The following is a 13,643-nucleotide window of genomic DNA, read 5'->3' as shown; positions in this document are numbered from 1 at the left end:
GTCTCTCTCGATCAGGTTCGCAGTCAGGTTCGAGTCACCGCGACAGGGGCCGCATCGACCTCGGCGCTCAACTCACGCACGGCTATATAGCGTTCGCTACGACGTGTGCGGTCCATCACCTGCCCGACCAGTTGGCCGCATGCAGCATCGATGTCCTCACCACGTGTGGTACGCACAGTGACGTTATAACCGGCCTGATGCAACAGGTCCTGAAAACGACGTATCGCGTTATTGCTGGGACGCTCGTAACCGGAGTGCGGAAACGGGTTGAACGGGATCAGGTTGATCTTGCAAGGCGTGTCCTTGAGCAGTTCGATCATCTCGACCGCGTGCTCTACCTTGTCGTTGATGTCCTTGAGCATGGTGTACTCGATGGTGAGCACACGTTTTTCGCCCAGACTGGACATGTAGCGACGGCAGGACTCGAGAAGCACTTTCAACGGGTATTTCTTGTTGAGCGGCACCAACTGGTTGCGCAGCGCATCGTTAGGTGCGTGCAGCGACAAGGCCAGGGATACGTCGATGTGCTTGGAAAGCTCATCGATCATCGGTACCACACCGGAAGTGGACAAGGTCACCCGGCGTTTGGAAATGCCATACCCCAGGTCATCCATCATCAGATGCATGGCGGCAATGACATTGTCGAAGTTCAGCAGCGGCTCACCCATGCCCATCATCACCACGTTGGTGATGGCACGGTCGACGGTCGCCGGGACGCTGCCAAAGGATTTGTTGGCAATCCACACCTGACCGATGACTTCGGCGGCGGTGAGGTTGCTGTTGAAGCCTTGCTTGCCCGTGGAGCAGAAACTGCAATCCAGAGCACAGCCCGCCTGGGACGAAACACACAAGGTGCCGCGCTTGCCCTGCGGGATATAGACGGTCTCGACACAGCTGCCGGACTCTACGCGCACCACCCATTTACGGGTGCCGTCGCTGGAGATGTCCTCGCTGACCACTTCAGGACCGCGAACTTCAGCACAGGCCTTGAGCTTTTCGCGCAAGGCCTTGCTGACGTTCGTCATCGCGTCGAAATCGTCGACGCCGAAGTGGTGAATCCACTTCATGACCTGACCGGCACGGAAGCGCTTCTCCCCGATAGAGTCGAAGAATTTCTCCATTTCCTGTTGAGTCAGCCCCAGCAGGTTGGTTTTACCAGTCGATGCAATCATGAATTCACCCTTCACTCGTCAGTCAAAAATGACTTAGCGAGCGGTTACTTCGGTAGCTGCGAAGAAGTACGAGATTTCGCGAGCGGCGGCTGCTTCGGAATCGGAGCCGTGAACAGCGTTGGCGTCGATGGAATCAGCGAAATCAGCACGGATGGTGCCGGCAGCTGCTTCTTTAGGGTTGGTAGCGCCCATCAGCTCACGGTTCAGAGCGATAGCGTTTTCGCCTTCCAGAACCTGAACGACAACCGGACCGGAGATCATGAAAGCAACCAGGTCGCCGAAGAAACCGCGAGCGCTGTGCTCAGCGTAGAAACCTTCAGCTTCGGCCTTGGACAGTTGCTTCAGCTTGGAAGCGACAACGCGAAGACCGGCTTTTTCGAAACGAGTGGTGATCTCGCCGATTACGTTCTTGGCAACGGCGTCAGGCTTGATGATGGAGAAAGTACGTTGAACAGCCATGGTGAAACTCCAGAAGCAGTGATTGAAGCGAAAAATTAAACCCGCGAATTATACGCGGGTTCTGGTGTATTGCCTAACTGCGCGCGTTACTGAACGTCAATCCAGCTCTTCGATCCACAATGTCTGGATCGCTTCCAGGACCTTTTCCCCGCTGCGGTCCGGATGGTCATCGAATTCAGGCAAGGCCATGACCAGACCACGTAACCTGGGGAAGCTCACGGTGAGCGGATTTACTTCCGGGTGGCTTTCAGCCAGCTGGATGGCGATTTCCTGCACATCAACCCATTTGAGACTCATGAGCAATCCTTGAATCAGTGCGGCGCTTCAGCGGCGTGGTTGAGCGAATACTTGGGTATTTCGACCGTGAGGTCTTCGTTGCCGACAATGGCCTGACAGGACAGACGCGACTGCGGCTCCAGCCCCCACGCCTTGTCGAGCATGTCTTCTTCCAGCTCATCGGCTTCATTCAGCGAATTGAACCCTTCGCGAATGACGCAATGGCAGGTAGTGCACGCACACACGCCACCACAGGCGCTTTCAATCTCGATGTGGTGCTCGTGGGCAATGTCGAGAATAGACGTGCCGGGCTCCACTTCTACAACCAGCCCGTCCGGGCAATGCTCGGCGTGGGGCAGAAAAATTACCTGCGGCATCAGTTATTCCTCAATCTCATTCAAGTTGCGCCCGGCCAGTGCGGCTTTTACCGTCGAATCTAGGCGTCGGGCAGCAAATGCATCGGTCACCTGCGACAGACGCTTGGCCTGCTGCTCGATGGCATAACCATCGGTGCCTTGCATCAGTTCACGGAGTTCGTCCATCTGCAGGTTGATAACCAGGCGCTCTTCTTCGTCGAGAAGACGCTCGCCATCGGCGTCCAGGGCACCCTGAACAGCTTCGAGCAGGCGCTCGGCATCAACCTGATGCTCACGCAGCACACGAGCGACCTTGTCGTCGCCGGCATACTCGAAGGAATCCTTGAGCATACGAGTGACCTCGTCATCGGTCAGCCCGTAGGACGGCTTGACCTGAATGCTCGACTCGATACCCGAGCCCATTTCACGCGCCGAAACGCTGAGCAAACCGTCTGCATCGACCTGGAAGGTGACACGAATCTTTGCCGCACCCGCGACCATCGGCGGGATGCCACGCAGTTCGAAGCGCGCCAGCGAACGACAGTCGCTGATCAATTCACGCTCGCCCTGCAGGACATGAATCTTCATGGCCGTCTGGCCATCCTTGTACGTGGTGAATTCCTGACCACGTGCCACAGGAATGGTGGTGTTGCGCGGAATGACCTTCTCCATCAGCCCGCCCATGGTTTCCAGCCCCAGCGAGAGCGGAATCACATCGAGGAGCAGCAGTTCGCCACCGTCACGCTTGTTGCCGGCCAGAGTATCGGCCTGGATCGCAGCCCCGATGGCCACCACTTGATCCGGGTCGATCTCGGTCAACGGCTGACGACCGAACAGCTCGGCCACCGCTTCGCGCACGCGTGGAACACGGGTCGAACCGCCGACCATGACCACCGCCTCGACTTCTTCAAGCTCGATACCGGTATCACGTACTGCTCGGCGACAGGCCTTGAGGCTGCGCGCAACCATAGGTTCGATCAGCGCATTGAGTGCCTCGCGAGTCAGCGTGCCACGCCACTCACCGTAGGCGACCTCGACAGACTCGGCGTCAGTCAGCGCTTCCTTGGCCGAGCAGGCAGCCTGCAGCAGGCTGCGTTGCGCAGAAGGGTCGATATCGGCAGACAGCCCGGCATCGGTGACAATCCAGCTGGCGATCGCATGATCGAAGTCATCGCCACCCAGAGCGGTATCGCCGCCAGTGGCCAGTACTTCAAACACACCACCGGTCAGGCGCAGGATAGAGATGTCGAAGGTTCCGCCGCCCAGGTCGTAGATGGCAACCACGCCTTCGGCCTTTTGATCCAGGCCGTAGGCCACCGCCGCAGCCGTGGGCTCATTGAGCAGGCGCAGTACATTGAGGCCCGCCAGCCTGGCAGCGTCCTTGGTCGCCTGACGCTGAGCATCATCGAAGTAGGCGGGAACGGTGATCACCGCGCCTACCAACTCGCCACCCAGTGAGGCTTCTGCACGCTGGCGCAGAACCTTGAGGATGTCGGCAGACACTTCGACCGGGCTTTTCGGCCCCTGCACGGTGTCGATGAACGGCATGTGCGACTCACCGCCGACGAACCGGTACGGCAGCTGCTCGCCCAGTTGCTTGACGTCGGTCAGACCACGCCCCATGAGACGCTTGACCGAAAGAACGGTATTGAACGGGTCCTGGGAGGCGGCGATCTTCGCTGACTGCCCTACTTCGACACGATCAGCGTGATAGCGCACGGCAGAAGGCAGAATTACCTGCCCCTCTGCATCGGCCAGCGGTTCGGACAGGCCGCTGCGTACTGCAGCGACCAGAGAATTGGTAGTGCCCAGGTCGATACCCACAGCCAGACGACGCTGGTGCGGTTGAGGACTCAGGCCGGGTTCGGCGATCTGCAGTAAAGCCATGCTGTTCAGAATAATCACTGGCGCGCGGCAGAAGCCGCGCGGGGTTAATCGTCGAGGCGCTCTTCTAACTGGCGCACTTCGTGAGAGAGCTTGTCGAGAAACTGCATACGCCGCATCAGCTTTTCAGCGTGCTCGCGTTGTGCAGCATCATTCCAACAGGCTGCGAAGCTCTGGTTCAGTTCGTCCTGAGCGATCTTGAGCTGACGCTTGAAGGTCGCAACGCCGGCCAGATCGGCCTCGTCCTGCAAGTCCTCGAGGTCTTCGCGCAATTGCATCTGCTGCAGAAGAAACTCGGGATCATGCACCGTGACTTCGAGCGGCACTTCGTTGCCGTTCATTGCCAGCAGATAACGCGCCCTTTTCGGCGGGCTTTTCAGGGTCTGATAGGCCTCGTTGAGACTGGCCGAGCGCTCCAGCGCCACACGCTGCTCACGCTCGGGGGCATCCGCAAAACGATCCGGATGCACGTTGCGCGCAAGCTCACGGTAACGCGTGGCCAACTGGTCAAGATCAAGCTGAAACTCGGGCTTGAGGTCGAACAGGGCGAAGTGACAGGGAGTACCCACAATAAAAGCCTCAGACGTTGAAGCTTTCGCCACAGCCGCACTCACCGCGCGAGTTGGGATTGTTGAACTTGAAGCCTTCGTTCAACCCTTCGCGCACGAAGTCGAGCTCGGTGCCATCCAGATAGACCAGACTTTTCGGGTCAATGATCACCTTGACGCCGTGCAGTTCAAACACGGTGTCTTCGCTGGCCGCCTCATCGACGAACTCGAGCACATAGGCAAGACCTGAACAGCCTGTGGTGCGAACACCCAGACGAACGCCGTCACCCTTGCCGCGCCCCTCAAGGGAACGTCGTACGTGGTTAGCGGCAGCTTCTGTCATGCTGATAGCCATCGGAACTCCTTAGCCTGTTGCATTAGCCTGTTGCAGTTAACTCTGTCGCAAGCTTCTGTTGAAAAGCCTGCTTACAGCAGACCTTTCTTCTGCTTGTAGTCGCGCACGGCCGCCTTGATGGCATCTTCAGCGAGTACCGAGCAGTGAATCTTCACTGGCGGCAGTGCCAGCTCTTCAGCCAGTTGAGTGTTCTTGATGGTCTCTGCTTCATCCAGAGTCTTGCCTTTCATCCACTCGGTCGCCAGGGAGCTGGACGCAATGGCCGAACCACAGCCGTAGGTCTTGAACTTGGCGTCTTCGATAACGCCCTGCTCGTTGACCTTGATCTGCAGGCGCATCACGTCGCCGCACGCAGGAGCGCCGACCATGCCGGTGCCCACATCAGGATCTTCCGCGTTCATCTTGCCGACGTTACGTGGATTTTCGTAGTGGTCGATGACCTTTTCGCTGTAAGCCATGATTCTATTCCTCTCACATCAGGGAGCCGCTCTGCAGGTCACGCGCAATTGCCCATGACCTGTATTGGAGGCGACTTTAAATTAGTGCGCCGCCCACTCGATCTTGGAGATGTCGACGCCGTCTTTGAACATGTCCCACAGCGGCGACAGTGTGCGCAGCCGGGTAACCGCCTCGCAAACCTTCTGCGCGGCGTAATCGATTTCTTCTTCGGTGCTGAAGCGGCCGAAGGTGAAACGAATCGAGCTGTGTGCCAGCTCATCGTTGCGACCCAGGGCACGCAGCACGTACGAAGGCTCAAGCGACGCCGAGGTACAGGCCGAACCGGACGATACCGCCAGATCCTTGAGCGCCATGATCAGCGACTCGCCTTCGACGTAGTTGAAGCTCAGGTTCAGGTTGTGCGGTACGCGGGCAGTCAGGCTGCCGTTGACGTACAGCTCTTCCAGATTTTCGACCTGTTTGAAGAAACGATCGCTGAGTGCCTTGATGCGCACGTTTTCAGCAGCCATTTCTTCTTTGGCGATACGGAATGCTTCGCCCATGCCGACGATCTGGTGAGTCGCCAGGGTGCCGGAACGCATGCCCCGCTCATGACCACCGCCGTGCATGGTCGCTTCAAGGCGAACACGAGGCTTGCGGCTGACGTAGAGTGCGCCGATGCCTTTAGGGCCGTAGGTCTTGTGTGCAGAGAACGACATCAGGTCAACCTTGAGGCTGGCCAGATCGATTTCAACCTTGCCGGTCGACTGCGCGCCATCGACGTGGAACAGCACACCGCGCGAGCGGGTCAGTTCACCGATCGCGGCGATATCGTTGATGGTGCCGATCTCGTTGTTCACATGCATGATCGAAACCAGAATGGTGTCGTCGCGCAGTGCCGCCTCAATCATGGAAGGCGTGATCAGACCGTCTTCACCTGGCTCGATGTAGGTCACTTCGAAACCTTCGCGTTCCAGCTGGCGAGTGGTGTCGAGGACAGCCTTGTGTTCAACCTTGGAGGTGATCAGGTGCTTGCCTTTGCTGGCGTAGAAATGCGCAACACCCTTGATAGCCAGGTTGTTGGATTCGGTAGCACCCGAGGTCCAGACGATTTCGCGCGGATCGGCGCTGACCAGATCAGCGACCTGACGACGGGCATTCTCGACCGCTTCTTCGGCTTTCCAGCCAAAGACGTGGGAGCGCGAGGCCGGGTTGCCGAAGTTTCCTTCGACGGTCAGGCAATCGATCATTTTCTGCGCGACACGCGGATCGACCGGGGTCGTCGCGGAGTAGTCGAGGTAAATTGGCAATTTCATTGAAGCTCTCCTATCAGGCAGGCGCACCGCTCATTCATCTGCGTTCATTCGACGGCGGACGTTTCGATCTTACCCAGTTGCGACATGTGGTTATGACCACGGCGCATATCCTGGCGCTGAGCGACTTCTTGTACCTCACGGCGAGTGACAAGATCCGCCAAGCTGATACCGCTTAGAAATTCGTGAATCTGCTGGCTCAGGTCGCACCACAAGTGATGGGTCAGGCAGGTATCGCCAGCGTGGCAATCGCCCAGACCCTGACACCGCGTAGCATCGACCGATTCATTGACTGCATCGACAACCTGAGCAACCTGGATGCCTTTCATGTCGCGCGACAGCTGGTAACCACCACCCGGACCACGAACACTGGAAACCAGATTGCCGCGACGCAGCTTGGCGAACAGCTGCTCGAGGTAGGACAGGGAAATACCCTGCCGCTCGGAGATGTCGGCCAGAGACACTGGCCCGTTCTGCGCATGCAACGCCAGGTCAAGCATGGCTGTTACAGCGTATCGGCCTTTAGTAGTCAGTCGCATGGCGTATACCGCAGAGGTTCGGAATGAGAGCGAGTATGCTATTCCCGAGTAAAAGAGTCAACTATTAGACCAAGCAAAACAGTCGGGATTAGCGAAAAGTGCGGGCTGCATCATAGCAAAGGTGCGGCGTAATGGCACGCGCTCGCCCGCTGCAATACCTAGCCGACCTTGTCGTCCTGACGGTCTTTCACGCAGTCGAATACCTCATCGCGCAGCTCCGGCAGCTCCGGCAGCTCCTTGGCGCGGTAGTCGCTGCCAAGCCTGCCGAGCGCATCACACATGCCCTCAAGACGACCGTCGACAGCCTGCAAATGGTCAAGCAACTGGCCAATGGCGCGCGCGACCGGATCAGGCATATCTGCACTGACACCGTAGGCATCAAAGCCGAGCTTCTCGGCCATGGCTTTGCGCCTGGCCTCAACCTCGTCGTCCGACTTGACGATGATCCGCCCCGGGATGCCCACTGCGGTTGCGCCCGCAGGCACAGCCTTGGTGACCACTGCGTTGGAGCCGATCTTGGCGCCCGCCCCCACCGTGAATGGCCCGAGCACCTTGGCACCCGCCCCGACCACTACACCATCTTCCAGCGTCGGATGGCGCTTGCCGGCATTCCAGCTGGTGCCACCCAGGGTCACGCCCTGATAGAGGGTGACGTCATTGCCGATCTCGGCGGTTTCACCGATCACGATGCCCATGCCGTGATCGATGAAAAAACGGCGACCTATACGCGCACCTGGATGGATCTCGATACCGGTCATCCAGCGGCCGAAGTTCGACACCACACGCGCCGGCCATTTCCAGCCGGTGCGCCACAGGATATGGGCGAAGCGGTGCAGCCAGATGGCGTGCATCCCCGGATAGCAGGTCAGGACTTCAAAGGCATTGCGCGCCGCAGGATCGCGGTGGAATACGCTTTGAATGTCTTCTCGCAGACGCTCGAACATCACTGATCCTTTCGCTTGTAGGGTTCACCACGTGCGGCTTTCTGGGTTTCGGTGAGCACACCGCGCAGAATACTCAGCTCGGATCGCTCGACTTCGCTACGCCCGTACAGCCTGCGCAGCCGGGCCATCAGATGCCGCGGCTTTTCCGGATCAAGAAAGCCGATGGCCACAAGCGTGGCCTCAAGATGGGTATAGAAACCTTCCATTTCGTCCATCGTCGCCAGCTCGGCATTGTGCGCCGACGCAGGTCTGGAAGCCTCACCCTGCTCCGTGGCAGCCAGCCAGGCCACGCGCACTTCATAACTGAGCACCTGTACGGCAGCCGCCAGATTGAGCGAGCTAAACGCAGGGTCTGACGGGATGTGCACATGGAAGTGGCAGCGCTGCAGCTCTTCGTTGGTCAGGCCCGCATGTTCGCGACCGAACACCAGCGCCACCTCGGCACCCTCGCCGGCCTGCTCGATGACTTTTTCACCCGAGGCACGCGGATCCAGCATAGGCCACGGCAGGCTTCGATCCCGCGCGCTGGTGCCCAGCACCAGACGGCAGCCGACCAGCGCTTCTTCAAGGGTCGCCACCACCTGCGCGCCCTCGAGAATGTCGGTAGCCCCGGACGCACGCGCATCGGCATCGGGCGAAGGGAAAATGCGCGGATCAACCAGCACCAGACGCGAAAGCCCCATGTTTTTCATGGCGCGAGCAGCCCCGCCGATATTTCCGGGATGGGTAGTGCCGACCAGGACAACACGAATGTTCTGCAACAAAGCGAACGCTCACTGACACGAATTAGGGGGGAAAATCTTACAGAAACGGCTCGGCTAACGCTATGAAGCTGTGCGGAGCGCAACCGCAGAAGCGACCGCACCGGACGCAAAAAAACACACACGAACCCGACAACCGTAACAACGCAAGGCTGGAAATAATTCGAATCAGCCCATAGAATGCCCGGCTCTCTTTAACAACCTTAGGTGAATTATCCATGCAGCCCATGCTGAATATCGCGCTGCGCGCCGCCCGCAGCGCCAGCGAATTGATTTTCCGCTCCATCGAGCGCCTGGATACCATCAAGGTTGACGAAAAAGAAGCCAAAGACTACGTCACAGAGATCGACCGCGCTGCCGAGCAAAGCATCATCACCGCTCTGCGCAAGGCCTACCCGACTCACGGCATTCTCGGCGAAGAAAGCGGCCTGCACGAAGGCAGCGGCGAAGGCACTGACTACCTGTGGATCATCGACCCACTGGACGGCACCACCAACTTCGTTCGCGGCATCCCGCACTTTGCCGTCAGCATCGCCTGCAAATACCGCGGCCGCCTCGAGCACGCCGTGGTTCTCGACCCGGTCCGCCAGGAAGAATTCACCGCCAGCCGTGGTCGTGGCGCAGCCTTGAACGGTCGCCGTCTGCGCGTCAGCCAGCGCAAGAGCCTGGAAGGCGCCCTGCTCGGCACCGGCTTCCCGTTTCGTGACAACCAGATGGACAACATCGAGAACTACCTGGGCATGTTCCGCAGCCTGGTAGGCCAGACCGCCGGCATCCGCCGTGCAGGCGCTGCGAGCCTCGACCTGGCTTATGTCGCTGCCGGCCGCTTCGATGCGTTCTGGGAGTCAGGCCTGTCCGAGTGGGACATGGCTGCAGGCGCCCTGCTGATTCAGGAAGCAGGCGGTTTGGTCAGCGATTTCACCGGTGGTCACGACTTCCTTGAGAAAGGCCACATCGTTGCTGGCAACACCAAGTGCTTCAAGGCGGTACTGACCGCGATCGCACCGCACCTGCCAGCTTCGCTCAAACGTTAAGCTGCAGGCATAAAAAAACCGGCGCAAGCCGGTTTTTTTATGTCTTGTGAAGCCCAGCGGCTGGCGTTACTGCGCCTGACCCAATATCAGCTGACCGTTCTTGTCGACCGGAATCTGGCTACCCGGATCACGCTCCATACGAACCTGACCCACCTTCTCGTTCAACTTGTACTTGACGTTGTAGCCCACAACCTTGTCGCTCACATCGTTGACCGTTGTGCAGCGGTTCTGCGTAGTGGTGTAGGTGTCACGCTCCTGCATGCCTTCCTGAACCTTGTTACCGGCATAACCACCGCCGAGCGCGCCTGCGACCGTTGCGATTTTCTTGCCATTACCACCACCCACCTGATTGCCGAGCAAACCACCGGCAACCGCGCCAATAACGCTACCGACGATCTGATGCTGGTCCTTGACCGGCGCCTGACGGGTAACGGTTACGTCCTTGCAAACTTCACGGGGGGTTTTGATTTGCTGGTTGATCGGCTCTACCGCCAAAACATCCGCATACTCAGGACCACCCTTGACCAAGCTATAGGTGGCAACGGCGCCGCCAGCAGTCACGACAGCAGCACCTAACACAGCACCAACAAGCATAGACTTGTTCACTTGAACCTCCTGACCAATCGAAACGCAGCATGGCTGCGCAATGCCTAGCCTTGGAGCATAAAAAAAGGCGCGAGTTCAGCACTCGCGCCTTTTTTATGATGGCCGGACCTACGGGAGGTCGTCAGCCTTCTCGACGACCACTGGCGGAATCAAATCCTCGGTGGTCAGGTTCAGCCAGATCAGCACTACGTTGGCGATGTAGATGGACGAGTAGGTACCCGCCAGTACACCGATGAACAACGCGATGGAGAAGCCTTCCAGGCTGTCGCCGCCAAACACCCACAATGCCACGATCGCCAACAGGGTCGAAACCGAGGTGGCAATGGTACGCAGCAGCGTCTGCGTGGTGGAGATGTTGATGTTCTCGATCAGCGAAGCCTTGCGCAGCAGGCGGAAGTTTTCGCGTACCCGGTCGAAGACCACGATGGTGTCGTTCAGCGAATAACCGATGATCGCCAGCACCGCCGCCAACACCGTCAGGTCGAAGGTGATCTGGAAGAACGACAGGATACCCATCGTCACCACCACGTCGTGGATCAGCGAGATGATCGCCCCGACTGCGAATTTCCACTGGAAGCGGAATGCCAGGTAGATCAGAACACCGCCCAGCGCCATCAGCATGCCGAGGCCGCCCTGATCGCGCAGCTCTTCACCGACCTGCGGGCCGACGAACTCGACACGCTTGACCACGGCCGGGTTATCGGCACCAGCCTTGCGCAGCGCTTCGGCAACCTGAGTGCCCAGCTGCGGGTCTTCACCCGGCATGCGCACCAGCAAGTCAGTGGTGGCGCCGAAGCTCTGTACAACGGCTTCGTGATAGCCCGCCGAAACCAGCTCCTGACGGACCTTGCCGAGGTCGGCGGGACGCTCGTAGGTCAGCTCGATGAGCGTACCGCCGGTGAAGTCCAGACCAAAGTTGAGCCCTTTATGGAACCAGCTGAACAACGCCAGTGCGGTAAGGAGCATCGTGATGGCGAACGCAACATTGCGAACGCCCATGAAGTTGATGGTACGTAACATGGCAGCCCCTTAAATCCACAACTTCTTGAAGTCACGACCGCCGTAGATCAGGTTGACCATAGCGCGGGTCACCATGATGGCCGTGAACATCGAGGTAAAGATCCCGAGCGACATGGTCACCGCAAACCCTTTGACCGGGCCGGTGCCCATCGCAAAGAGAATGCCGCCGACCAGCAGCGTCGTCAGGTTGGCGTCGAGGATCGCCGTGTAGGCACGATCGAAACCTTCGTTGATAGCACGCTGGACCGTCATGCCGTTGGCGATCTCTTCACGAATCCGCGAGAAGATCAGCACGTTGGCGTCCACCGCCATACCCATGGTCAACACGATACCGGCGATACCCGGCAGGGTCAGTGTGGCACCCAGCAAGGACATCAAGGCCAGCAGCATGACCATATTGAGGGCCAGTGCCACGGTCGCGATCAGACCGAAGAAGCGGTAGATCGCCATGATGAAGATCGAGACGAACAGCATACCCCACAGGGATGCATCGATACCCTTGGTGATGTTGTCGGCACCCAGGCTAGGACCGATGGTGCGCTCTTCAGCGAAGTACATCGGAGCGGCCAGACCACCGGCACGCAACAGCAGCGCCAGCTCGGAAGACTCACCCTGACCATTCAGACCGGTAATCCGGAACTGACTGCCCAGTGGCGACTGAATGGTCGCCAGGCTGATGATTTTCTTGTCTTCCTTGAAGGTCTGGACCGGCACGTCTTTTTCGACGCCGTTGACCATCTGTTTGGTGTAGGTGGTGGTCGGACGCTGTTCGATGAAGATCACCGCCATGCTGCGTCCCACATTGCTGCGGGTTGCACGGCTCATCAGTTCGCCACCGTGACCATCGAGGTTGATGTTCACCTGTGGACGGCCATGCTCGTCGAAGCCGGCCTTGGCGTCAGTCACCTGATCACCGGTAATGATCAGACCGCGCTCCACCGCCGCTGCCGGACGACCGCCTTCGCGGAATTCGAACATCTCGGTGGTGCCTTTCGAATCATCCGGGCCTGCACCCAGACGGAATTCGAGGTTGGCGGTCTTGCCCAGAATACGCTTGGCTTCGGCCGTGTCCTGCACACCCGGCAACTCGACCACGATGCGGTTGGCACCCTGACGCTGAACCAGCGGCTCGGCAACACCCAGCTCGTTGACCCGGTTACGCACGGTGGTCAGGTTCTGCTTGATCGAGTATTCGCGAATCTCGGCCAGCTTGGCCGGCGTCAACGCCATGCGCAGTACCGGGATACCGTTCAGCTCGGCAGGCGTGATTTCGAAATCGGTAAAGGTCTTGCGTACCAGTGCACGCGCCTGCTCACGCTCTGCGTCGTCGGTGAAGCCCAGCTGAATCACATTGCCCAGCTGCGGCAGGCTGCGATAACGCACCTTTTCCTTGCGCAACAGGGATTTGACTTCGCCTTCGTAGACTTTCAGACGTGCATCGATCGCCTTGTCCATGTCGACTTCCAGCAGGAAGTGCACACCGCCGGACAGGTCGAGACCGAGCTTCATCGGGCTTGCACCCAGCTTACGCAACCAGGTCGGCGTGGTACGCGCCAGGTTCAGTGCGACGACATAATCGTCACCCAGCGCCTTGCGCACGACATCCTTGGCTGGCAACTGGTCTTCCTGCTTGCTCAGACGCAACAAACCGCCCTTGCCATTCTCGGCCAGAGAAGAAGCCTTGACCGAGATGCCGGCATCGGCAAGCGCCTTGGCTGCACGATCCACGTCCGCCTGATTGACTTGCAGCGCAGTGCTTGCGCCGCTGATCTGGATGGCAGAATCATCAGGGTAGAGATTGGGTGCGGAATAAATAAAACCGACCACCAGCACCGCCAGGATCAGTACGTATTTCCACAGAGGGTATTTGTTCAGCATCACGCCGCCCGCTTAAAACGCGGGGCGCCTTGCGCGCCCCGTCGATGGGTAAAAAGTTGT

General features: G+C 58.9%; 16 protein-coding genes. 1 reads left to right on the top strand and 15 read right to left on the bottom strand.

The annotated features are described in order from the left end of the window. Window positions 1-23: 23 nt before the first annotated feature. The 12 genes from rlmN to trmJ form a co-directional block, all read right to left on the bottom strand. Window positions 24-1,172 carry a dual-specificity RNA methyltransferase RlmN gene (rlmN, locus tag V476_RS17905; protein WP_024959279.1) on the bottom strand — a complete coding sequence of 383 codons (1,149 nt, stop codon included), beginning with the start codon at window positions 1,170-1,172 and terminating at the stop codon, window positions 24-26. Window positions 1,173-1,205: 33 nt separating this feature from the next. Next, complete coding sequence (ndk, locus tag V476_RS17900) at window positions 1,206-1,631, bottom strand: nucleoside-diphosphate kinase (RefSeq protein ID WP_002552482.1); 426 nt, start codon at window positions 1,629-1,631, stop codon at window positions 1,206-1,208. Between the two features lie 96 nt (window positions 1,632-1,727). Next, window positions 1,728-1,928 carry a Fe-S cluster assembly protein IscX gene (gene iscX / locus V476_RS17895; RefSeq protein WP_003415412.1) on the bottom strand — a complete coding sequence of 67 codons (201 nt, stop codon included), beginning with the start codon at window positions 1,926-1,928 and terminating at the stop codon, window positions 1,728-1,730. Window positions 1,929-1,942: 14 nt separating this feature from the next. Next, a complete protein-coding gene (gene fdx / locus V476_RS17890) occupies window positions 1,943-2,284 on the bottom strand; it encodes an ISC system 2Fe-2S type ferredoxin (RefSeq protein WP_003314175.1) in 342 nt (113 codons plus the stop codon). 3 nt (window positions 2,285-2,287) lie between these two features. Continuing rightward, window positions 2,288-4,150, bottom strand: coding sequence for a Fe-S protein assembly chaperone HscA (hscA, locus tag V476_RS17885; protein ID WP_024959280.1), 1,863 nt, complete (start codon window positions 4,148-4,150; stop codon window positions 2,288-2,290). A 44-nt stretch (window positions 4,151-4,194) separates the two neighbouring features. Continuing rightward, window positions 4,195-4,716: a co-chaperone HscB gene (gene hscB, locus V476_RS17880; protein ID WP_003339753.1), complete on the bottom strand. Its 522-nt coding sequence runs from the start codon at window positions 4,714-4,716 to the stop codon at window positions 4,195-4,197. 10 nt (window positions 4,717-4,726) lie between these two features. Then, the gene (gene iscA, locus V476_RS17875; RefSeq protein WP_003314173.1) at window positions 4,727-5,050 is read right to left on the bottom strand and encodes an iron-sulfur cluster assembly protein IscA; all 324 of its coding nucleotides are present in this window, start codon (window positions 5,048-5,050) and stop codon (window positions 4,727-4,729) included. 71 nt (window positions 5,051-5,121) lie between these two features. Next, window positions 5,122-5,508: a Fe-S cluster assembly scaffold IscU gene (gene iscU, locus V476_RS17870; RefSeq protein ID WP_002552476.1), complete on the bottom strand. Its 387-nt coding sequence runs from the start codon at window positions 5,506-5,508 to the stop codon at window positions 5,122-5,124. Between the two features lie 81 nt (window positions 5,509-5,589). After that, window positions 5,590-6,804, bottom strand: coding sequence for an IscS subfamily cysteine desulfurase (locus V476_RS17865; protein ID WP_003409112.1), 1,215 nt, complete (start codon window positions 6,802-6,804; stop codon window positions 5,590-5,592). Between the two features lie 44 nt (window positions 6,805-6,848). Then, on the bottom strand, window positions 6,849-7,340 hold the full coding sequence (gene iscR, locus V476_RS17860) for a Fe-S cluster assembly transcriptional regulator IscR (protein ID WP_002552474.1): 492 nt from the start codon (window positions 7,338-7,340) through the stop codon (window positions 6,849-6,851). A gap of 158 nt (window positions 7,341-7,498) precedes the next feature. Continuing rightward, window positions 7,499-8,284 carry a serine O-acetyltransferase gene (cysE, locus tag V476_RS17855; RefSeq protein ID WP_024959281.1) on the bottom strand — a complete coding sequence of 262 codons (786 nt, stop codon included), beginning with the start codon at window positions 8,282-8,284 and terminating at the stop codon, window positions 7,499-7,501. After that, the gene (trmJ, locus tag V476_RS17850; protein ID WP_003339760.1) at window positions 8,284-9,048 is read right to left on the bottom strand and encodes a tRNA (cytosine(32)/uridine(32)-2'-O)-methyltransferase TrmJ; all 765 of its coding nucleotides are present in this window, start codon (window positions 9,046-9,048) and stop codon (window positions 8,284-8,286) included. Before trmJ ends, cysE begins: the two co-directional genes overlap by 1 nt. A gap of 215 nt (window positions 9,049-9,263) precedes the next feature. Here trmJ and suhB point away from each other — a divergent pair, with 215 nt between their 5' ends. Beyond that, a complete protein-coding gene (gene suhB / locus V476_RS17845) occupies window positions 9,264-10,079 on the top strand; it encodes a type III secretion system regulator SuhB (RefSeq protein ID WP_003314166.1) in 816 nt (271 codons plus the stop codon). A gap of 66 nt (window positions 10,080-10,145) precedes the next feature. Here the strand turns inward: suhB and V476_RS17840 are convergent, their stop codons facing one another. The 3 genes from V476_RS17840 to secD form a co-directional block, all read right to left on the bottom strand. Continuing rightward, a complete protein-coding gene (locus V476_RS17840) occupies window positions 10,146-10,685 on the bottom strand; it encodes a glycine zipper 2TM domain-containing protein (RefSeq protein ID WP_003421912.1) in 540 nt (179 codons plus the stop codon). A gap of 108 nt (window positions 10,686-10,793) precedes the next feature. Beyond that, the gene (gene secF / locus V476_RS17835; RefSeq protein WP_003314165.1) at window positions 10,794-11,705 is read right to left on the bottom strand and encodes a protein translocase subunit SecF; all 912 of its coding nucleotides are present in this window, start codon (window positions 11,703-11,705) and stop codon (window positions 10,794-10,796) included. A 9-nt stretch (window positions 11,706-11,714) separates the two neighbouring features. Beyond that, window positions 11,715-13,583 carry a protein translocase subunit SecD gene (secD, locus tag V476_RS17830; protein ID WP_024959282.1) on the bottom strand — a complete coding sequence of 623 codons (1,869 nt, stop codon included), beginning with the start codon at window positions 13,581-13,583 and terminating at the stop codon, window positions 11,715-11,717. Window positions 13,584-13,643 lie beyond the last annotated feature (60 nt).

The organism is Pseudomonas syringae KCTC 12500 (genome assembly GCF_000507185.2).
Lineage (GTDB): Bacteria > Pseudomonadota > Gammaproteobacteria > Pseudomonadales > Pseudomonadaceae > Aquipseudomonas > Aquipseudomonas syringae.
This window is presented reverse-complemented; position numbering and strand designations above follow the sequence as displayed.